At 62.4% G+C, this 19,424-nt stretch carries 21 protein-coding genes, 1 tRNA gene and 1 pseudogene; 7 read left to right on the top strand and 16 right to left on the bottom strand.

Going from position 1 to position 19,424, the window contains the following annotated elements; genetic code table 11:
* The first annotated feature begins 61 nt into the window (after positions 1-61).
* Positions 62-874, top strand: coding sequence for a ferredoxin--NADP reductase (locus tag ACEN84_RS18370; RefSeq protein WP_413709469.1), 813 nt, complete (start codon positions 62-64; stop codon positions 872-874).
* Between the two features lie 48 nt (positions 875-922).
* On the opposite strand, the gene ACEN84_RS18365 is transcribed toward ACEN84_RS18370, so the two are convergent.
* The 6 genes and pseudogenes from ACEN84_RS18365 to ACEN84_RS18340 all read right to left on the bottom strand — a co-directional run bounded on the left by ACEN84_RS18365 (position 923) and on the right by ACEN84_RS18340 (position 5,607).
* On the bottom strand, positions 923-1,537 hold the full coding sequence (locus ACEN84_RS18365; RefSeq protein WP_413709468.1) for a GntR family transcriptional regulator: 615 nt from the start codon (positions 1,535-1,537) through the stop codon (positions 923-925).
* 104 nt (positions 1,538-1,641) lie between these two features.
* Entirely contained in the window at positions 1,642-2,850 is a 1,209-nt protein-coding gene (locus tag ACEN84_RS18360) for an ABC transporter permease (protein WP_199629305.1), read from the bottom strand.
* Positions 2,840-3,556 carry an ABC transporter ATP-binding protein gene (locus ACEN84_RS18355; RefSeq protein WP_413711326.1) on the bottom strand — a complete coding sequence of 239 codons (717 nt, stop codon included), beginning with the start codon at positions 3,554-3,556 and terminating at the stop codon, positions 2,840-2,842. The genes ACEN84_RS18360 and ACEN84_RS18355 overlap by 11 nt, the downstream gene beginning before the upstream one ends.
* Before the next feature lie 11 nt (positions 3,557-3,567).
* A complete protein-coding gene (locus tag ACEN84_RS18350) occupies positions 3,568-4,875 on the bottom strand; it encodes an efflux RND transporter periplasmic adaptor subunit (protein WP_413709467.1) in 1,308 nt (435 codons plus the stop codon).
* 147 nt (positions 4,876-5,022) lie between these two features.
* Positions 5,023-5,389 (bottom strand): annotated as a pseudogene (locus ACEN84_RS18345) (GFA family protein).
* A 5-nt stretch (positions 5,390-5,394) separates the two neighbouring features.
* Positions 5,395-5,607, bottom strand: coding sequence for a hypothetical protein (locus ACEN84_RS18340; protein WP_413709466.1), 213 nt, complete (start codon positions 5,605-5,607; stop codon positions 5,395-5,397).
* Positions 5,608-5,812: 205 nt separating this feature from the next.
* Here ACEN84_RS18340 and ACEN84_RS18335 point away from each other — a divergent pair, with 205 nt between their 5' ends.
* A complete protein-coding gene (locus tag ACEN84_RS18335) occupies positions 5,813-6,250 on the top strand; it encodes a hypothetical protein (protein WP_413709465.1) in 438 nt (145 codons plus the stop codon).
* Between the two features lie 361 nt (positions 6,251-6,611).
* Here ACEN84_RS18335 and ACEN84_RS18330 read toward each other — a convergent pair whose 3' ends face one another.
* From ACEN84_RS18330 to ACEN84_RS18320, 3 genes are all read right to left on the bottom strand, one after another.
* A complete protein-coding gene (locus tag ACEN84_RS18330; protein WP_413709464.1) occupies positions 6,612-6,932 on the bottom strand; it encodes a hypothetical protein in 321 nt (106 codons plus the stop codon).
* A 151-nt stretch (positions 6,933-7,083) separates the two neighbouring features.
* A complete protein-coding gene (locus ACEN84_RS18325) occupies positions 7,084-7,353 on the bottom strand; it encodes a hypothetical protein (protein ID WP_112711819.1) in 270 nt (89 codons plus the stop codon).
* Between the two features lie 217 nt (positions 7,354-7,570).
* Positions 7,571-7,646, bottom strand: a tRNA-Lys gene (locus tag ACEN84_RS18320).
* Positions 7,647-7,842: 196 nt separating this feature from the next.
* Between ACEN84_RS18320 and ACEN84_RS18315 the strand changes: the two genes are divergently transcribed.
* Both ACEN84_RS18315 and ACEN84_RS18310 read left to right on the top strand, forming a co-directional pair.
* Positions 7,843-8,592: a cytochrome c biogenesis CcdA family protein gene (locus ACEN84_RS18315; RefSeq protein ID WP_413709463.1), complete on the top strand. Its 750-nt coding sequence runs from the start codon at positions 7,843-7,845 to the stop codon at positions 8,590-8,592.
* A 44-nt stretch (positions 8,593-8,636) separates the two neighbouring features.
* The gene (locus ACEN84_RS18310) at positions 8,637-9,587 is read left to right on the top strand and encodes an AEC family transporter (protein WP_413709462.1); all 951 of its coding nucleotides are present in this window, start codon (positions 8,637-8,639) and stop codon (positions 9,585-9,587) included.
* Here the strand turns inward: ACEN84_RS18310 and ACEN84_RS18305 are convergent.
* Genes ACEN84_RS18305 through cysG form a run of 5 tightly spaced genes read right to left on the bottom strand, consistent with a single transcriptional unit; the run spans position 9,567 to position 14,771 of the window.
* Positions 9,567-10,778 (bottom strand): UbiH/UbiF family hydroxylase, encoded by a 1,212-nt coding sequence (locus tag ACEN84_RS18305; protein ID WP_413709461.1) that lies wholly within the window; start codon positions 10,776-10,778, stop codon positions 9,567-9,569. The two genes, ACEN84_RS18310 and ACEN84_RS18305, sit on opposite strands and share 21 nt — an antisense overlap.
* A gap of 37 nt (positions 10,779-10,815) precedes the next feature.
* A complete protein-coding gene (locus tag ACEN84_RS18300) occupies positions 10,816-11,328 on the bottom strand; it encodes a DUF934 domain-containing protein (protein ID WP_203429985.1) in 513 nt (170 codons plus the stop codon).
* Between the two features lie 10 nt (positions 11,329-11,338).
* Positions 11,339-13,009, bottom strand: a complete 1,671-nt coding sequence (locus tag ACEN84_RS18295) for a nitrite/sulfite reductase (protein ID WP_413709460.1) — start codon at positions 13,007-13,009, stop codon at positions 11,339-11,341.
* 8 nt (positions 13,010-13,017) lie between these two features.
* Positions 13,018-13,332: a DUF2849 domain-containing protein gene (locus ACEN84_RS18290; RefSeq protein ID WP_130278364.1), complete on the bottom strand. Its 315-nt coding sequence runs from the start codon at positions 13,330-13,332 to the stop codon at positions 13,018-13,020.
* A gap of 2 nt (positions 13,333-13,334) precedes the next feature.
* Positions 13,335-14,771, bottom strand: coding sequence for a siroheme synthase CysG (gene cysG / locus ACEN84_RS18285; protein WP_413709459.1), 1,437 nt, complete (start codon positions 14,769-14,771; stop codon positions 13,335-13,337).
* A gap of 249 nt (positions 14,772-15,020) precedes the next feature.
* On the opposite strand from cysG, the gene ACEN84_RS18280 reads away from it, so the two are divergent.
* The 3 genes from ACEN84_RS18280 to ACEN84_RS18270 are packed head-to-tail and all read left to right on the top strand — an operon-like array spanning position 15,021 to position 17,684.
* Complete coding sequence (locus ACEN84_RS18280; RefSeq protein WP_112711805.1) at positions 15,021-15,608, top strand: nucleoside deaminase; 588 nt, start codon at positions 15,021-15,023, stop codon at positions 15,606-15,608.
* 6 nt (positions 15,609-15,614) lie between these two features.
* Positions 15,615-16,448 (top strand): nucleoside triphosphate pyrophosphohydrolase, encoded by an 834-nt coding sequence (gene mazG / locus ACEN84_RS18275; RefSeq protein WP_413709458.1) that lies wholly within the window; start codon positions 15,615-15,617, stop codon positions 16,446-16,448.
* Between the two features lie 6 nt (positions 16,449-16,454).
* On the top strand, positions 16,455-17,684 hold the full coding sequence (locus ACEN84_RS18270) for an FAD-dependent oxidoreductase (RefSeq protein ID WP_413709457.1): 1,230 nt from the start codon (positions 16,455-16,457) through the stop codon (positions 17,682-17,684).
* Here ACEN84_RS18270 and ACEN84_RS18265 read toward each other — a convergent pair.
* A complete protein-coding gene (locus ACEN84_RS18265; protein WP_130278369.1) occupies positions 17,666-18,001 on the bottom strand; it encodes a hypothetical protein in 336 nt (111 codons plus the stop codon). The genes ACEN84_RS18270 and ACEN84_RS18265 overlap by 19 nt on opposite strands.
* A 44-nt stretch (positions 18,002-18,045) precedes the next feature.
* A complete protein-coding gene (gene hflX, locus ACEN84_RS18260) occupies positions 18,046-19,377 on the bottom strand; it encodes a GTPase HflX (protein ID WP_413709456.1) in 1,332 nt (443 codons plus the stop codon).
* Positions 19,378-19,424: the final 47 nt, after the last annotated feature.

The raw sequence follows: 19,424 nt of genomic DNA, 5'->3' as shown, positions 1-19,424 counted from the left end.
TTTTGTAATATCAGCCTCGCAATAGAACTTTCGTGCGATGAATACGGGATCCGATACCGAAATGAACGCCCCTGCAAAGACCGAAGATTTCGCCTCCTCCATTCCGGCAAACGTCTATGCCGAAACGGTGCTGAGCGTGACCCATTATACCGACCGGCTCTTCCGCTTCACGATGACCCGGCCGCAGGGCTTCCGTTTCCGCTCGGGCGAGTTCGCGATGATCGGCCTGATGGTCGAGGGCAAGCCGGTATTCCGCGCCTATTCGATCGCCAGCCCGGCCTGGGCCGAAGAGCTCGAATTCTTCTCGATCAAGGTTCCGGATGGCCCGCTGACCTCACATCTGCAGGGCATCAAGCCGGGCGACCAGGTGCTGATGCGCAAGAAGCCGACGGGCACGCTCGTTCTCGACGCGCTCACCCCCGGCAAGCGCCTCTACATGTTCTCGACCGGCACCGGCATTGCACCCTTCGCAAGCCTGATCCGCGATCCGGAGACCTATGAGAAGTTCGAGGAAGTCATCCTCACGCATACGACGCGCGACGTTGCCGAACTGAAATACGGCTTCGACCTCGTTGACGAAATCCGCAACGACGAGCTGCTCGCCGAAATCGTCGGCGACAAGCTGCGCCACTATGCGACCGTGACCCGCGAGGATTTCGAGCGCACCGGCCGCATTACTGACCTCATCGAGTCCGGCAAGCTGTTCAGCGATCTCGGAATCCCGCCGATCGATCCGGCGATCGACCGCGGCATGATCTGCGGCTCCTCGGCCATGCTGAAGGACACCAAGGAACTGCTCGAAAAGGCGGGCCTGGAAGAAGGCGCCAACAGCAAGCCAGCCGAGTTCGTCATCGAACGCGCCTTCGTCGGCTGATCGCTCCAGACAATCTGATTGCAAACGGCTCCGGAAACGGGGCCGTTTTCATTTCTGGCTGAGATAGTCGATGAGTACGGTCATCGTGTCACGGGCGGCGTCAGTGCGTCCTTCGCGGATCGCCTCGATCGTTGCGACATGCAACGCGATCGAGCGCTCCATGCGGGACGGGTTGGCGGTCGAGTACCAGATGCGGCGCGAATGGGTCTGCACCGGGCCGAGCGCCGCGGTGATGAACTGGTTCGGACAAGCCTCTTCCAGCACTTCGTCGAACGCCTTGTCGGCGGCGAAGAAGGCGGCGAGATCGCCGCTGTCGGCGCAGGCCCGCATGGCGTTCTCGCAGCCGGCCAGCGCCTCGCGCTGATCCTCGTTCGCGTGCTCGGCAACGAGGGCCGCGGCAATCGGCTCCAGCTCGCGGCGCACCTGCATGACGCTGGCGTGGTCGCCAGGGCCGATCTCGGCAATCTGCAGGCCGACGCGTGGGCGCACGATGATCAGGCCCTGCCACGCGAGCTTTTGGATCGCCTCGCGCACCGGCGTGCGGCCGTGCCCGGTCATGTCGATAAGCTGGCGCTCCGTCACCATGGCACCGGGCTTCACAGCGAGCGTCACGATCGCATGTTCAAGCGCCAGGTAGGATTGGTGACTTTGCGAGTTCTGCATTCGGTGATCCGCCGCAACTTACTGATATATCATCCCTTACACGCATCCTGCGCAATGGCAAGGTTGGGTGTGGGGATGACATATCAAAGAGCGGTGACTTCACGTCACTCGTGACGGAGTGCCTCGATCGGGTTCAGCTGGGCGGCGCGCCGGGCCGGAAAATAGCCGAAGATCATCCCGATCGCCGCCGAGAAGGCGAAGGCGACGCCGATCATCAGCGGGCTGACGACGAATGGCACCTTTAGCAGCGTCACCGAAACGAAGCCGATCCCCATGCCGAGCACGATACCGGTAATGCCGCCGAACAAGGACAGCGCCACCGCCTCGACGAGGAACTGCATGAGGACCTGCGTCTCCAGCGCGCCGATCGCGAGACGTATGCCGATCTCGCGGGTTCGCTCCGTCACCGATACCAGCATGATGTTCATGATGCCTATGCCGCCGACCAGCAGACTGATGGCGGCGACGGCGCCGAGCAGGCCGGTCAGCAGCGTCGTCGTTCCGGTCATCGCTTCGGCGATCTGTGTCATGTCGTTGACGTTGAAATCGTCCTCGCGGCCTGGAATGATCTTGCGGCGCTCGCGCAGCAGGTTTTCGGTCTCGTCCTGGATCTTGGAGGTCTCGACACCATCGCGCGCCGAGATGACGATCATCTGCACATTCGCATTGGCCTTGCCGCCGATACGGCGCTGGTAGACCTTCACCGGCATGATCACCACGTCGTCCTGGTCATTACCCATGCCCGACTGACCGCGCTTGGCGAGAACGCCGATGACGCTGCAGGAAACCTTGCCGACGCGGATCTGCTGGCCGGTGGGATCGGCTGCGCCGAAGAGCTGGGAGCGCACGGTCTCGCCGAGGATACAACGCGCCCTGCCCCGTTCCTCGGCGGCATCGAAGGTGCGGCCGAGCGCCATGTCCCAGTCCTGGGCGATGAAATAGTCGTTGGTCGTACCCATGACGCTCGTCGAATGGCTCTGGCCGCCATAGATGACCGTCGCAGTCGTCTGGTTGAGCGGCGCGACAGCGCGCAGGCCACTCACCTGATCGCGGATCGCATCGACATCCTTGACCGTGAAACGCCGGGCCTCCGTACTGGCGCGTCCGGGGCCGAACTGGCCGGGCCGGGCAAAAAGCATGTTGGTGCCGAGCCGGGAGAGCTCGGCCGATACCTGCGCCGTCGTGCCGTTACCGATCGTCACCAGCGCGATGACGGCGGCAACGCCGATGACGACGCCGAGCACAGTCAGGAACGAGCGCAGCATGTTGCGGGTGATGGCGCGCAGCGCGAGCTTCAGCGTCTCAAGAAACATGGCTGGCCTCCTGCTGATGCGCCACTTCGGCTTCCAGCTTGCCATCGACGAAGCGCAGCAGGCGCTGGGCGTAGGCGGCGATATCGGGCTCGTGGGTGACCATGACGATGGTGATCCCCTGCTCGCGGTTCAGGCGCGTCATCAGATCCATGATCTCGATGCTGGTCTTGGTATCGAGATTGCCCGTCGGTTCGTCAGCGAGCAACAGTGCCGGTTCGGTGACGATGGCGCGGGCGATTGCGACGCGCTGCTGCTGGCCACCGGAGAGCTCCTGCGTCTTGTGATGTTCGCGGCCCGAGAGGCCGACGAGCTTCAATGCTTCGCAGGCGCGCTTGTGACGCTCCGCGGCATGCATGCCGCGATAGATCAGCGGCAGCTCGACATTTTCGAGCGCCGAGGTGCGCGACAGAAGATTGAAGCCCTGGAAGACGAAGCCCAGCATGTGGCGGCGCAGCAGCGTCAGCTGGCTGCGATCGAACCCGGTCGTCGAGATGCCCTGGAAGACATAGTCGCCCGAAGTCGGCACATCGAGGCAGCCGAGAATGTTCATCGCCGTCGACTTGCCGGAACCCGAGGGACCCATGATCGCGACGAATTCATGCGTGGCAATCGCCATATCGACGTGATCGAGGGCGCGGATCGCGGCTTCGCCCTCGCCGTAGATCTTCGACACCTGCCGGAATTCCAGAAGCGGCGGAGTGCTCATCATCCGCCCGCCTATCGTGTCCTGGCGGTGGCGTCGGTCACGAGCGCATCGCCGTCCTTGATCTCACCCGAGGTCACCTGCGTGAACTGGCCATCCGACGAGCCCACCTGGATGACGAGTGGAATCTGGCGTTCGCCGCGCAGTACCCAGACACGGCGCTTGTTGCCGGCCAGTGCTTCGCCACCGGTGCCCGATCGCGGTCCCATGCGGGGCGGACGGAAGAGACCGAAAATGCCGCGGTTGCGGCCGGCGCCCGTTTCCGGCGGCGCATAGCGCAGCGCGGCATTCGGCACCATCAGCGTGTCCTTGACGGCTTCGACGGTGACGTCGGCTGTCGCCGTCATGCCCGGGCGCAGCAGCAGGTCGGCGTTATCGACAGAAAGGACGGCCTTGTAGGTAACGACGTTGTTGGTCGTCTCCGAGGCAAAGCGGATCTGCTCGATCTCGGCGGGGAACGTGCGCTCCGGATAGGCGTCGACGGTGAAGGTCGCCTTCTGGCCGACGGCGATCTGGCCGACATCGGCCTCATCGACATCGACCTGCAGCTCCATCTTCTTCAAGTCGCCGCCGATGACGAAGAGAACCGGTGCGGAGAGCGACGCAGCTACTGTCGCACCCGGATCGACCGAGCGTGTCAGGATGACGCCATCGATCGGCGAGACGATCTTCGCCTTGGCGAGGTTGACTTCCGCCAGCTGTAGATCGGCTTCCGACGACAGCACGTCGGCTTCGTTGATCTCTTTGGTGGCGACGGCGGAATCGAACTTGTAGCTCGCGTCGTCGAGGCTCTGGCGCGTCGTGACGTTGCTCTGCACGAGGTTTTTGACGCGATCCAGCGAGGTGCGCGCCGATTCGAGATCGGCACCGGCCTTGGTGACATTGGCTTTCGCGGAAGCGAGCTTGGCGCGCGAGCTCTTGACGTCGGCTTCCAGCTTGTTGGTGTCGAGGACGGCAAGCACGTCGCCCGCCTTGACGGTGCTGTTATAGTCGACATTGACGTCGCGCACCGTGCCGGAGAGCTCGCTCGAAATATCGACCTGCTCCGTCGGCTGCACCGAACCGGTGGCGGTGACGAGAACCGTCAGGTCGCCGCGCTTCACCGGCTGGGTCGTATAGCTGTATTCGTTGCCGCCGCGGCCGGAATAGTAATAGGCCGCACCGCCACCGATGATGACGATCGCCGCGGCTGCAAGCAGTCTCCCCCGCCAGCGGCCGGATTTGCGGCGCTTGCCGGATGCGGCGAGAACGGCCGCGAGATCGTTTTCGGCATGCTTGGTGGGCGATGTCTGCGGGCCGGTTCCAGTTTCGGAATCGCTCATAAAATCCTCAAACAGAGATATGGGAGCACCTGCTCCGTTCATCCCTAGATAGTCACAGGGTAGATGAACCGGAGATTAGCGATAGCGCCGCATTGGCACGGAAAGCGGGCATTGCGCAATTAAATCTTGGTAATAAAACTCCGCTTTTCAAACCGGATCTCTCGGAAACTGCGCCGCGCCGGCGACGGGATGCAGCCAGCGCTCGCGCCTGATGATCCAGACCTCCTGTGCCGGCTCGATACCAACAGGAGGACCATCGAGCGAGCCGAGACGCAGCTCGGCTTTCTCATCCGTCAGGCAAAATAAGCGACCAGCAATGCGGACAGAAGCTGCGCCCGGCAAAGACGGAGACGGTACCGGCATAAGTCAGGGCGGCGCGCGGCCATATCGCATAGGCGGAGAACAGCGAGCCGCTTTCCTTGCGGCAATCGGCACAATGGCAAAGACCGGATGTCAAAGGCTCCCCCCGGATCTCGTAGCGGACGGCGCCGCAGAGACAGCCGCCGCTGCGCAGCGCGCTCACATGCCGAGGCCGGGCGTCGGGTGCGGCGGCCTGCGCTTTGCCGCCATCAGCAGGTCGAGCTCCGTAGCTGAGGGACCGAACTTGTCGAACAGCCGCTTCGCCTCGTCATCATCGAGGCGGTATTTGCGCGCGAATTCGCTGATGCTGTAGGGCCGTCCACGGATCACCTTGTGGGATGAGATCTTGCTGTCAGTCGTATGTCCGGTCATCGAAAGAGCCCTCCTGCGCGCTGCATTTACAATCTAGGGCGGCGGCCGATCATGGAAAGGCCAGCGGAAAAACGTGAAACAGAATGCAACCTGAAAGTAATCGTGGAACTATACTTATAGTTGGTGAGATAAATTGCCGCGTTGACTGAGAATTTCATCCGGTCCGATAGTTTACGGGCACACGGTACAATCGGAGGATGGACCAATGCTCAATCGTGCACTTCTGCTTACATCGCTTGCTTTTCTCGGCGCCACGGCCTTTATGGCAACACCGGCCTCGGCGCTGACAATGAAAGAATGCAGCGCCAAGTATAAGTCCGCGCAGGCGGACGGCTCGGCAAAAGGCGTGAAGTGGAACGACTTCCGCAAGGCTCAATGCGGCGCTGACGCAACCGCCGAGCCCGACGTTTCTCTCAACACCAATGAAGAGCCCGAAAAGCCGACAGTGGCTGCTCCCTCGGGCGTGAAATTCCCGACCGCAATCTCGACGAAATATGCCAGCGAAAAGCCCGGCAAGGCCCGCATGCATACCTGCGTCGATGCATACAACGAAGACAAGGCCAAAAATTCGCTTGGCGGCCTGAAGTGGATCCAGAAGGGCGGCGGCTATTACAGCCTCTGCAATGCCAAGCTCAAGGGTTGATGGCGGACCAGGAGCCGGTGCCTCGCCGAAGCTAGCGGCGGGGCATCCCCAAATCTCGCGATATGCGATAGCTTAGGCTTCGATCATATTAAGGCCATCCGCAAGTGCGATGGCGGTCGCACCCGGAACATGACGGCAGCCGATGAACGGCCCGTCCAACGAGGGGTCAGGCCATGTGGGATATCATCACCATCGTCGCAATCTTCAGCGTATTGTTCCTTGGCCGCGAGGCCCAGACCGTTGTCGCCAAGGCACGGGCATCCAACTGGAACGACTTTCCGCGGCGCTGAACCGCGATAATCGACGGCAAACAAAAAGCGCGCTCAACGGCGCGCTTTTTCATTTCCGCTTTCGTCCGGCCTTAGCGGCAGACGCGAACACTTTCCATATGCCAGCCGCCATCATAGGCGTTGGCCACCTGGCGGTCCTCGAACCAGCAACGCGGCGGCGGGGGCGGCGGCTCGACATAACGTGGGCCGTTATTGACAAGGGCTCCGCCGATCATGCCACCGATGACGCCGGCAGCCAGGCCACCGGCGATGGCTGCGCCGGTATTGTCGTGATAGTGGCGATCATAGTGGCGCCGATGGCGCCAGTCGTCCGCGGCTGCGTTGTCCGTCACTGCAATCAGGCAGCTCGCACCAATCACCGCCGCCAAGATCGAACTCGTTATCTTCTTCATCGTCTCTCCAGTCGAGCTTCCGCGCTTCGCGCTGTGGCACTCAAACATCGAAACAATGGCATCATTGCGATTAATCCCGCATTAACGACGCCGTCCCACAGACATGACAAAGCCCCGGCGCGAACCGGGGCTCTTCCTCAGTCACGGGCGACTACCAGCGTGAATAGCTGCAGACGCGCTTCTTGGCGAAGACCACACGGCCATGGCGATGGTAGCGCACGGTCCTCACACTGCAGTGGCGGCGCGCGTGATGGCGCGAGCGGTAGTGATGGCGGCGCCAGTCGTTATGGTGACTGCGATTCCAGCGATCCCCATGATGGCTATCCCCGATCGTCACCGTGACACTGTCGGCCATGGAGGGCGTGGCACTCGCGGTGATCGAGGCGAGACCGATGAAACAGGCAACAAGAAGCTTCTTCACTATATTCTCCGCATATTGAGCCGGATACTGATCCGGGTATGACATCATTCAGTCGATGCCAGCTAACGCGGGGGAAATGTGATTGTTCCGCAAAAGACGGAATGCGGCGAGCGCTAAGCCTTGGAAAAGGCGGGAGAATGCCGATTCGGGTTGGCAGAGAGAGGCAACGCGAACAGTCTTTGCCGGTTGCTCAAATCGGAAAATCACTGGGAGAAAGTGGTGAGAGCGTCGGGGTTCGAACCCGAGACCTACTGATTAAAAGTCAGTTGCTCTACCGGCTGAGCTACGCTCTCCCACGGTGCCTTGGGCAGCGATTTGCCGCCCCGGCTGGAAGTGCGCGGAACATATGCAGGCGACCCATTGCGGTCAACCGAAAAATCATGCCTTTCACAGGCGTTCGGCACATTTCTTGCCGGAGCGCAAAAAGGTGATTGGCAATCGCGTGGCCGCAGCGCTAGAGAACGGCCTGATTGCAGCCGGAGAAGATGCGTGTCGATTGCCGATATTTCCCTGTGGAGCGCCCTGATTGCCGGTGCTCTGTCCTTCCTCTCCCCCTGCGTTCTGCCGCTCGTTCCGCCCTATCTCTGCTATATGGCCGGGATATCCGTCGATCAGTTCCGTGGCGGGACGGCTGTTGCCGTGGCTCCCGATGTGCGCCGCGGCGTGTTCTTTTCGGCGCTGTTCTTCACGTTCGGATTCGCGACCGTATTCGTGGCGCTGGGTGCGGGTGCCTCCAGCATCGGCATGGCTCTCCGCCAGCATCTCGACATCCTCTCGAAGATCGGCGGCCTGATCATCATCATCATGGGCCTCAACTTCCTCGGCGTGTTCCGAATCGGATTGCTGGCGCGCGAGGCCCGCTTTCAGAATGGCGGCAAGCCGGCGACGCTGACCGGCGCCTATGTCATGGGTCTTGCCTTCGCCTTCGGCTGGACGCCCTGCATCGGTCCGGTGCTCGGCGCGATCCTCGGCATCGCCGCGTCGCGCGAGACGGTCGGTTCCGGCGCCGGGCTGCTTGCCATCTATTCGCTGGGCCTTGCCATTCCCTTCTGGATCGCAGCCGGTTTCTCGGGCGCCTTCATGCGGTTCCTGGTGCGCTTTCGTCGCCATCTCGGCACCGTCGAGAAGGTTCTCGGCGGGCTTCTGGTGCTGACCGGCCTCGCCTTCATGTTCGGCTTTATCAGTCAAGCCGCGATCTGGTTCCAGCAGACCTTTCCAATCCTGATGCAGATCGGCTAAGCGGGAAGCATTCGCCCGCTCTGCAACTTGCCCCGGACGGTCCAGTGGCCGACATCATCAGCCTGCTCCTGCCCTTCTTCGGCCTGATCCTGATCGGCTATATCGCCGCGAAAGTGACGAAACAGCCGGCCGAGGCGCTCGGCTGGCTGAATACGTTCATCGTCTATGCCGCCCTGCCCGCGCTGTTTTTCAAGCTCGTATCGCGCACGCCGGTCGAGGATCTGGCGCGGATCGATTTCATCGTCACCGATCTGGCCGCCACCTATTCGATCTTTATCGCGATTTTCGTTATCGGCCGTTTCATCCGCAAGAGCCGGATGGACGAATCGACGATCCAGGCCTTTGCCGGTGCCTATGGCAATATCGGCTACATGGGTCCCGGGCTGGCGCTGATCGCCTTCGGTGACAGGGCCGCGGTTCCGGTCGCGCTGATCGTCTGCCTGGAGAACGCGCTGCATTTCATCGTGGCGCCGGCGATGATGGCGGCTGCCGGCGATGACAAGCGCTCACGGGGACAGATTGCCGCCGATATCGTCCGCAAGGTCGCGTTGCATCCGTTCATCCTGTCGACGGCGGCCGGCTTTCTTGCCGCGGGGCTGCAGTTGGAGCAGCCATCGGCGCTCAGGCAGTTCATCGACTATCTTGCCCAGGCGGCCGCGCCCTGCGCCCTGTTTGCGATGGGCGTGACGCTGGCGCTGCGGCCGCTCAAGCGGGTGCCTGTTGAAATCAGCTACATCGTTCCGGCCAAGCTGATCGTCCATCCGCTCGTCGTCTATGCGGCGCTGACGCTGGTCGGTGGCTTCGAGCCGGTCTGGGTTTATGCCGCGGTGCTGCTCGCGGCACTACCGACCGCGACGAATGTCTTCGTCCTCGGCCAGCTCTATCACGTGTGGCAGGAGCGCGCGTCGGCGACCATCCTGATCACCACCGCGCTGTCTGTCGTCACCGTGTCGATGTTCCTGATCGCGATCAAATCAGGCTTTCTTCCGGCTTAGCCTTTCCTTCAGAGCATCCGGAATGCCCCGGAGACCGCGGCCGGGCTCGATGCCCTCGCGCATCACGACATTGCGCAGCGGCGGGATGGCCGAGAGGATGTGCAGGCCGGCGGCGCGCAGCATCTGCACCGGCAGGAAATCCGACAGAAGCGAACGATTCAGAAGGTCGACGCTTGCGGTGCGCGTCATGATATCGGCGCGGCGCTTGCGGTCGAACTGGTCGCCTGCATCGGCCGCGACCGGCAATTCGGCGCGTGTGCAGAGAATGTCGGTCAGCGCCATGATATCGCGCAGGCTGAGGTTCAGGCCCTGAGCCCCGATCGGCGGGAAGACGTGGGCTGCCTCGCCGATAAGCGCGATCCGGCCCTTGCCGAAGCGATGCGCCATCATGCCGGACAGTGGCCAGACCTGGACGCCCTGCTCGACAGTGACTTTGCCGAGCATCGACTGCATACGCTCTTCGACAAGACGGCTCAAATCCTCAAGGGAGAGTTCCACATTCTGAGCGGCTTCCGCCGGGTTCTGGACCCAAACGAGGCTTGAGCGGCTTCCTGACAGCGGGACCTGGGTGAAAGGGCCATGCTCAGTGTGGAATTCGGTGGAGATGTTCTGGTGTGGCACCGAATGGCTGAAATTCAGCACCATGGCCGATTGCGGGTAGGACCAGTTGCGGACGTCTATGCCGGCCGTTTCGCGGAGCTTCGATTTGCGCCCGTCAGCGCCGACGGCGAAATCGGCCGTCAGCTGCTCGCCGCCAGCAAGTGTCAGCGTCACGCTCTCGGCGCCGATTTCGATCGTCTCGGCGAAGGCGTCGAAGCGGGTGATATTGCCCTCGCCTGCGATAGCGGTTTCAAGCACATCGGTCAGCGCTTTGTTCGGGAAATTGTAGCCGAAGGCATCGAGGCCGACTTCGGCGGCACGGAAGGTCGTTGCCGGTGCCCGTAGCAGGCGATTCGTGCCGTCGATGATGCGCATGCTGGTGAGCGGCGCGGTCGACGGCTTCAGCTTGTCCCAGAGGGTCAGGCGATCGAGGAAGCGGATCGACTGATCCATCAGCGCCGTGGTGCGGCGGTCTTCCTTGGCTGCAGGCGGCGCGATCAGCGCCACGTTGCGGCCGCCGCGGGCAATCGCTACCGCGGCAACCATGCCGGCGAGACCGCCACCGATCACCGCCACTTCGAAATTTTTCATCGCATTGCTTCCGTCATCAGATGACGGCGAGCCGGCCTTATGCCGCCGGCTTCGCCTGACGGCGCCAACTATAGCCCTTGCCGCTGTCCGCGTCACGCACAGCCGGCTGATAATGATGCTGAATTCCCGGCAGACGATTTTCCGAGAGACGCTTGAGCGCCGTCTCGTTGGTCACGGCGAAGCTGTCGATGCCGACGCGCAGCATCAGCGGCACCTGGTCGATCAGCACGTCGCCGACGGCGCGCAATTCGCTCTTGTAGTCGAGGCGATCGCGCAGCAGCGAGGCGTGGCTGAAGGCGCGGCCATCGTTGAATGCCGGGAAGGCAACGGCAATGATCGCCAGGCGGTCGAGATAGGGCTCGAGCTTGCGGACATCGTCGGCCGGCTTGACCAGCACACCGAGGCCGACATCGTTGCTTTCGTCCGCCTTGGCGATGAGCTCGTCGAGGCCAAGCAGCGGCTTCTGATTTTCGGTTGCCTTGACTTCCTCGGTCTCGATGACCCAGGGATCGTTTTCGACAAAACCGGTCTCTCTCCAGATCTTCGTCATCATCCCCTCCTTATGCAGCTTCGGCGGCAGAGCCGTAGAGCGCGTCCTTGAACGGCTGCGGTCCGACACGGCGATAGGCTTCGAGGAAGATTTCCGACTGGTCCTTGCGGATCTTCAGATAGGTATCGACGATCGTCTCGATGGCGTCCGTCACCTTCTCGGGCTCGAAGCCGCGGCCGATGATTTCGCCGATCGAGGTGTGCTCGTCGCCGGAGCCACCGAGCGTGATCTGATAGAGCTCGGCACCCTTCTTCTCGACACCGAGCAGACCGATATGGCCGACATGGTGATGGCCGCAGGCATTGATGCAGCCGGAGATCTTGATCTTCAGCTCGCCGATTTCGGCCTGGCGCTCGGGATTGCCGAAGCGACGGGAGATTTCCTGGGCCACCGGGATCGAGCGCGCGTTGGCGAGAGCACAGTAGTCCAGGCCCGGACAGGCGATGATATCGGTGATCAGCCCGGCATTGGCTTCGGCGAGATCGATCGCCACGAGGCCGCGATAGACAGATTCGAGATCGGCCAGCGCGACATGCGGCAGGATCAGGTTCTGTTCGTGGCTGACGCGGATTTCGTCGAAAGCATATTCTTCGGCGATATCGGCGATCGCATCCATCTGGCTGTCGGAGGCGTCACCCGGAATGCCGCCGATCGGCTTCAAGGAGATCGTCACCATGCCGTAATCGGGGTTCTTGTGCGGCTGCACGTTCTGCTGGACCCAGCGGGCGAAAGCCGGATCGGCCTTCTTCCAGCGGGCAAGGTTTTCCCAGCCTTCGGCGCGCTGCGGCAGGGCCGGCGGCGCGAAATAGGCGGTGATCGCCTCGACGTCCTGTTCCGGCAGCTTCAGCTCGGTGTCCTTCAGCTGCGCGAACTCGACCTCGACCTGACGGGCGAGCTCTTCGGCGCCGGTCTCATGAACGAGGATCTTGATGCGGGCCTTGTACTTATTGTCGCGGCGGCCGTGCAGATTGTACACGCGCATGACGGCGGTCGTGTAGGACAAGAGGTCCTCTTCCGGCAGGAAGTCGCGGATCAGCTTGGCGACCATCGGCGTGCGGCCCTGGCCACCGCCGACGTAAACGGCAAAGCCGATCTCGCCCTTGTCGTTCTTCTTCAGATGCAGGCCGATATCATGGACCTGGATTGCGGCGCGGTCACGCTCGGCACCGGTGACGGCGATCTTGAACTTGCGCGGCAGGAAGGAGAATTCCGGATGGACCGACGACCACTGGCGCAGGATTTCCGCATAGGGCCTGGGATCAGCGACTTCATCGGCGGCGGCGCCGGCGAAATGGTCGGCCGTGACGTTGCGGATGCAGTTACCGGATGTCTGCAGCGCGTGCATCTCAACGGTTGCCAGTTCGGAAAGAACAGCCGGCATGTCCGAGAGCTTCGGCCAGTTGAACTGCAGGTTCTGGCGGGTGGTGAAGTGGCCATAGCCGCGGTCATAGGTGCGGGCAACGTGGGCCAGCATGCGCATCTGTCTTGAGCTCAGCGTGCCATAGGGAATGGCAATGCGCAGCATATAGGCATGCAGCTGCAGGTAAACGCCGTTCATCAGGCGCAGCGGCTTGAAGGCATCTTCGGAAAGCTCGCCGGCGAGACGGCGCTGGACCTGGTCGCTGAACTGCGCAACGCGCTCGGCGACAAAGGCGTGGTCAAATTCGTCGTAACGGTACATCAGCTTCCTCAGACATCAATGAACTTGGGATCGGCAATCGCATATCCCGGAGCATATTCCATGGTCGGGCCTTGCGCGCGAATGCGCTCACGCAGGCGCAGCGGCCACAATACGCCGTTGGTTTCCTGAACCTCGATGACATTGACGTCAACGACCTTGTTGTCGGCATAGGCTTTCTTGCCGATGTCCTCGAGCGCGGCGACCGCTTCCGCATGGCGGGCGACCAGCGCATCCTGCAACGAGGTGACCCACGCGCCATTGGCGTCGAGCCAGACGGCAATGCCGTCCGTCAACCGATTGGCGGTCAGTACCTTGTCTACCATAGTCAGCTCCTTGCAAGTTCCGGCACGCTCGCCTCCCGGCGAACCAGCGGCTCGGACAGTTCGAAATTGGCGCCTGCCACTGCATCGCCGATAATGACCATGACAGGTCCCGTCAATTCGTCACGATGCTGCAGGTCGGGAAGATCGCGCAGAATGCCATGCATGAGACGGCGCTCGGCGCGGCTGGCATTCTCGATGACGGCAACCGTCGTCTCGGCGGGTATGCCGGCAGCCATCAGGCGCTCGGCGACGGAGGCGGCAACGGTGCGGCCCATATAGACGGCGATGGTGGCACCCGAGACGGCGAGGCTCGCCCAATCCGGCAGCACGTCGCCGGTCAGATCATGACCGGTGGTGAAGACCAGCGACGAGGCGACGCCGCGAAGCGTCAGCGGCAGTTCGAAATCGGCAGCGGCGGCGAAGGCGGAGGTGATGCCGGGCACCACTTCATAGGCGACACCGGCGGCGCGCAGGGCAGCCATCTCTTCCCCTGCCCGGCCATAAACGAGCGGATCGCCGGATTTCAGGCGCACGACGCGCTTGCCTTCGCGGCCAAGCTGGACGAGCAGATCGTTGATCTCTTCCTGAGACTTGGAATGGCAGCCCTTGCGCTTGCCTACCGAAATGCGTTCAGCATCGCGGCGGCCCATGTCGACGATCGCCTGCGGCACGAGTGCGTCGAAGACGAGCACATCGGCTTCCATCATGACACGCTGGGCGCGCAGCGTCAGCAGGTCTTCGGCACCGGGGCCGGCGCCGACGAGCCAGATACTACCCTTCGCCTTGCCGGTTTCCTGCAGCAGCGCATGTGCGGCGCGCTCGGCTTCCGGCAGATTGCCATTGGCGACGGCATCGGCGACGGGACCGGAGAAGAAGCCGCGCCAGAAGACACGGCGGGAAACGCCGCGCGGAATGAGGTGCTCGACCGTCTTGCGGTAGCTGGTCGCCAAGGTCGCGAGGCGCCCAAGCGAAGGCGAAAGCAGCTGGTCGATCTGTGCGCGGATCATCTGGGCCAGGACCGGACCGGCGCCCTCCGTTCCGATCGCGACGGCGACGGGCGCGCGATTGACAAGCGCCGGCGTGAAGAAATCGCAATAATCGGGCTGGTCGACGGCATTGGCCGGGATTTTTGCGGCGCGCGCTGCATCGACGATGGCGCGGTCGGCGGCCGCTTCTCCAGTAGCTGCGAACACAAGGGCTGCGCCCTCGACTTGTTCGGCAGAGAATGCCGCCCGGACGGTCTCGATGCGATTGGCGATCAGGAAGGCGTGGTAGCTGGCTTCCGGATGATCGGTATAGGCAATGACCCGCGCTTGCGTATTCAGCAGCAGGCGCACCTTCGCATAGGCCTCGTCTCCGTTGCCGAAGACGGCTGCGATCCGCCCTTCCACACGGAAGAAGGCGGGGAAAACCGATAGCTGTTCGCTCTTGGAAGGCATTATCATTCCACTTCGAAGTTGCGCCAATATGCCTTTAACCGGCAAGGCGTTGAAGAAACAGAAATTCGAAAGCCTACGCGGTCCGCGTAATCTTTTGCCTGCATGCCACTGATTTGAGAAAAGTCGCCCGAGCGACGCCGTTGTCGCTGCAGTGCAATGTAAAGCCTGTGATCAAAAACGTCCATCGGGCAATTCGGCATTTTTCTTCTTGCCCGGGCGGGATAGACTTGCTGCGACAAGGAGAAAGTCATGGCTTCAAAGACGATTGCTCCACGCCTGCTCGAGGTGATGGAGCGCGATATCCTGCCGATGACCGAGCGCGGCGTTTCTGCCGGCAACAAGGTGTTCGGCGCGGCAATCCTGCGCAAGTCCGATCTCTCGCTGGTGGTCGCAGAGACCAATAACGAGCTCGAAAATCCGCTCTGGCATGGCGAAGTGCACACGCTGAAACGCTTCTACGAACTCGGCGAGAAACCGGCGACCAAGGACCTGATCTTCCTGTCGACTCACGAACCCTGCACCATGTGCATGTCGGCAATCACCTGGGCGGGTTTCGATAACTTCTATTATTTCTTCAGCCACGAAGATTCCCGAGACAGCTTCGCCATTCCGCACGATCTGAAAATCCTCAAAGAGGTCTTCGGCCTGGAGCCCGGCGGCTACCGCCGCAGCAACGCTTTCTGGAACAGCTTTGCGATCGCTGATCTGGTCGAGACCGAGGCGGATGCGCTAAAGAGCGAGCTGAAGGCGCAGACTGCCCGCATCAAGTCCCGCTACGACGCTCTCTCCGGCGCCTATCAGGCCTCCAAGAGCGATAACGACATCCCCCTGAATTGAGCGATCATGGAAGCCTCCAAAGACATTTCGCGCCTCATCGAGATCATGGCAGCGCTGCGCAACCCGGAAACGGGATGCCCCTGGGACATCGTCCAAACCTTCGAGACCATCAAGCCCTATACGATCGAGGAGGCCTATGAGGTTTCCGATGCGATCGAGCGCAACGATATGGACGATCTCTGCGACGAGCTTGGCGATCTCCTGCTGCAGGTGGTCTTTCACGCGCGGATGGCGGAGGAAGCCGGTGAGTTCGCCTTCGGCGATGTCGTCGAGGCCATCACCCGCAAGATGATCCGCCGCCACCCGCATGTCTTTGCGCGCTCCGATGCGGATACGCCGGATCGCGTGAAGAAGCAGTGGGACGAGATCAAGCAGGCGGAGAAGCGCGAGCGTGCCGAGCGGCGCGCCAGGCGCGGGGCGACCGAGGATTCCACGGCGGGGTTTCTAGGCTCCGTGCAGCGCAGCTTTCCGGCGCTGACGGAGGCGCTGAAGCTGCAGGAGCGTGCGGCGAAGGTCGGCTTCGACTGGTCGGCGCCCGAGCCGATCCTCGACAAGATCGAGGAAGAGATCGGCGAACTGCGCGAGGCTTTGGCGCATGGCGACCGGGCCAAGGTCAGCGACGAGCTCGGCGATCTCATCTTCGCCGTCGTCAATATCGGCCGCCATGTCGATGCCGATCCGGAGCAATCTCTTCGCGGAACGAACACGAAGTTTCGACGCCGTTTCAATCATATAGAAGTTGTTCTTGAGAAAGAAGGCGAAACATTGGAAGCCGCAAGCCTGGAGCGGATGGAAGAAATCTGGCAGGCGGCGAAAGCCATCGAACGGCAACTCGGCTGATCCGCCATGAAGCTCTCCGGCCTTGAGATCGCGATTGCAGGTGCCGGTATCGGTGGATTGTCGCTCGCCGCGCTCTTGGCGCGCCATGGCGCAAACGTCACCATCTACGACCAGATGGCAGCACCCCAGCCGGTCGGATCCGGCTTCGTGTTGCAGCCGACGGGATCCGCGGTGCTCGCGGCGATGGGGCTGCTTGACCAGGTGGAACAACGCGGCGCGCGGATCCGGCGGATGCACGGAAAACTCTCGACGACGGGCCGCACCGTGCTCGACGTCGGTTACCGCAATGGTGCATCGGGCATCGCCATCCAGCGGGTGGCACTTTTCGATCTGCTGCTCGATGCCGCTGTCGCAGCCGGCGTCAGTTTCGAAACGGCTTCGCGGGTGACGGCGTTCGAACCGGGCGCAAGGCCGCGGTTGAAGCTCGGCAATGGCAAGGCGTCCGCCGCTTCCGATCTCGTCATCGATGCGATGGGGGCCAGCTCGCCGATCGGCTACAAGTCTTCGACCGAGCTCGATTACGGCGCGCTCTGGGCCACCGTTCCCTGGGATGCATCGGACGTCTTCCATTCCGACGAACTGGAGCAGCGCTATCACCGGGCAAGCCAGATGGCGGGCGTGCTGCCTGTCGGTACGGCGAAGGATGGCGCGGCGCCGATGGCGACCTTCTTCTGGAGCATCCGCAACAAGGATGTGGCGGCCTGGCGCGATGCCGGGCGCGAGGCGTGGATCGATGCCGTGCATCGCTTCTGGCCGGAGGCTGCCCATTTCGCCGCATCGGCCGAGCCCGTTCATGCACGCTACCGGCATCATACGCGCGTCCCGCTCGCCGGGCAGAATGTCGTGAAGATCGGCGACGCCTGGCATGCGACGAGCCCGCAACTCGGCCAGGGTGCCAATATGGCATTGCTGGATGCCGCCTCGCTCTGTACGGCGATGATCCGTGAAGCCACGGTCGGCAATGCCATTTCACGGCATCTGCGCCAGCGCCAGATCCATATCCGCGTCTACCAGCTGCTGAGCCGCGTGCTGACGCCGTTCTATCAGTCGGATAGCAAGATCCTGCCGATGAGCCGCGACCTGATGATCGGCCCAGCGACGAAACTGCCGTTTCTGCGCAGCCTGATCACGACGCTGGTGACCGGCGAGCTGCTCGATCCTGTCGGGCGGATTGGTCTGGAGTGGCTTGCTTCCGATAGCGAACCGGCCGGAAGCGATCAGACGGCGCTGGTATAGCCGAGTGCCGAGAACTGCTGCTGGAACCACCAGTAGCCCGCCAACGTCAGCAATGCGACGATCGCGAAGAGTACCCAGCCGGTGACCGTCAGCTTCTTTTCGGCGGCATTGCGATAGTTCAGGCCTGCGCCGGCGAACAGAAAGCCCAGGCCGAAGACCAGGCAGGCGGGCACGGCGAGGAAGGCTCTCAGCTGATAATGGACCTCGGGAACACCGGCCTGCGCTTCCTTCAGCGGCTGCAGCAGGAAAAACCAGGCAAGCGCGCATCCGATAGCGATCAGCAAAAGACCGCCTGCCCGAGCCTTGATACCAGCCATGCCGTCCCCTCCAATGATCTGATGCAACGCGGGAATGCGAGCGCTCAGCGCTCCCAATCTTCCTTCGCAGTCTTCTGCGTGCCGAGCCGGCCTTCGAGTGCCGACGCTTCAGCCTCGGCCATGCGCACATCGAGCGTCACCGAGCCGTCCTCGTTGTCCTCGCGGGCATCGACGATGGCGTGCTCATAGATCCACGACAGCAGCGTCAGTTTCGAAACCGGCACGGTGATCGAGGTCTCCGTCATGACGCCGGAAAGGCGGCGGCTGATTTCGTCCATCAGCCGGTCGACGCCCTCGCCACTGACGGCCGATACGGCGACGACATTCTCGGCGCCGGATGCCTTCTGGACGATGGCGTCGTGGGTCTCCGGCTCTAGCCGGTCGATCTTGTTCCAGACCTCGATGATACGCTTCTGGCCCTCGGCTTCATCGATGCCGAGATCGTTCAGGATGCGCAGCACGTCGGCACTCTGGGCCGGATTGTCGTCATCAGCCATGTCGCGGACATGCAGGATGAGATCGGCTTCGAGCACCTCTTCCAGGGTTGCGCGGAAAGCGGCCACCAGATGGGTCGGCAGGTCGGAGATGAAACCGACGGTATCGGAAAGGATGACGGTGCGGCCATGCGGCAGTTTCATGCGGCGCAGCGTCGGATCGAGCGTCGCAAACAGCATGTCTTCGGCGAGAACGCCGGCGCCGGTGATGCGGTTGAACAGCGTCGACTTGCCGGCATTGGTGTAGCCGACCAGGGCGACGATCGGATGCGGCACCTTCTTGCGCTTGGCGCGGTGCAGCTGGCGGGTCCGCACGACCTGCTCCAGCTCGCGCTCCAGCTTGATGATGCGATCCTGCAGCATGCGCCGGTCGGCTTCGATCTGGGTTTCACCCGGACCACCCATGAAGCCACCACCGCCGCGCTGGCGCTCAAGGTGGGTCCAGCTGCGGACCAGGCGGCCCTTCTGGTAATTCAGGTGCGCGAGATCGACCTGCAGCGTGCCTTCCTTGGTGGAGGCGCGGCGGCCGAAGATTTCGAGGATAAGGCCCGTGCGGTCGATGACCTTGACGTTCCATGCCTTCTCGAGATTGCGCTGCTGAACCGGGGTCAGCGGGTGATCGACGATGACAAGACCCGAATCATGCTCGTCGAGCTTGGCCTTGATCTCTTCGATCTTGCCGGTGCCGAGCAGCGTTGCGGGCCTGGGATCATTGATCGGGACGACCGCGCCATAGACGACATCGAGGTCGATCGCTTCGGCGAGACCGCTTGCTTCTTCAAGCCGGCTTTCCGGCGAACGTGTCGTGGAGATTGCACCATCGGAAGCGGCGCCACGTCCCCGGCCCTGCTTGAGCACGGGCACGACGACGGTCGCGCGCATATCGTCCCGGAGCTTTTCGGCTTCCGGGATGATGGAATCGTTCTTCG

Source organism: Rhizobium sp. Rhizsp82, from assembly GCF_047325115.1.
Classification (GTDB): Bacteria; Pseudomonadota; Alphaproteobacteria; order Rhizobiales; family Rhizobiaceae; genus Rhizobium.
Note: the sequence above shows the minus strand (reverse complement) of the source record. Positions and strands in the feature narration are given on the sequence as shown.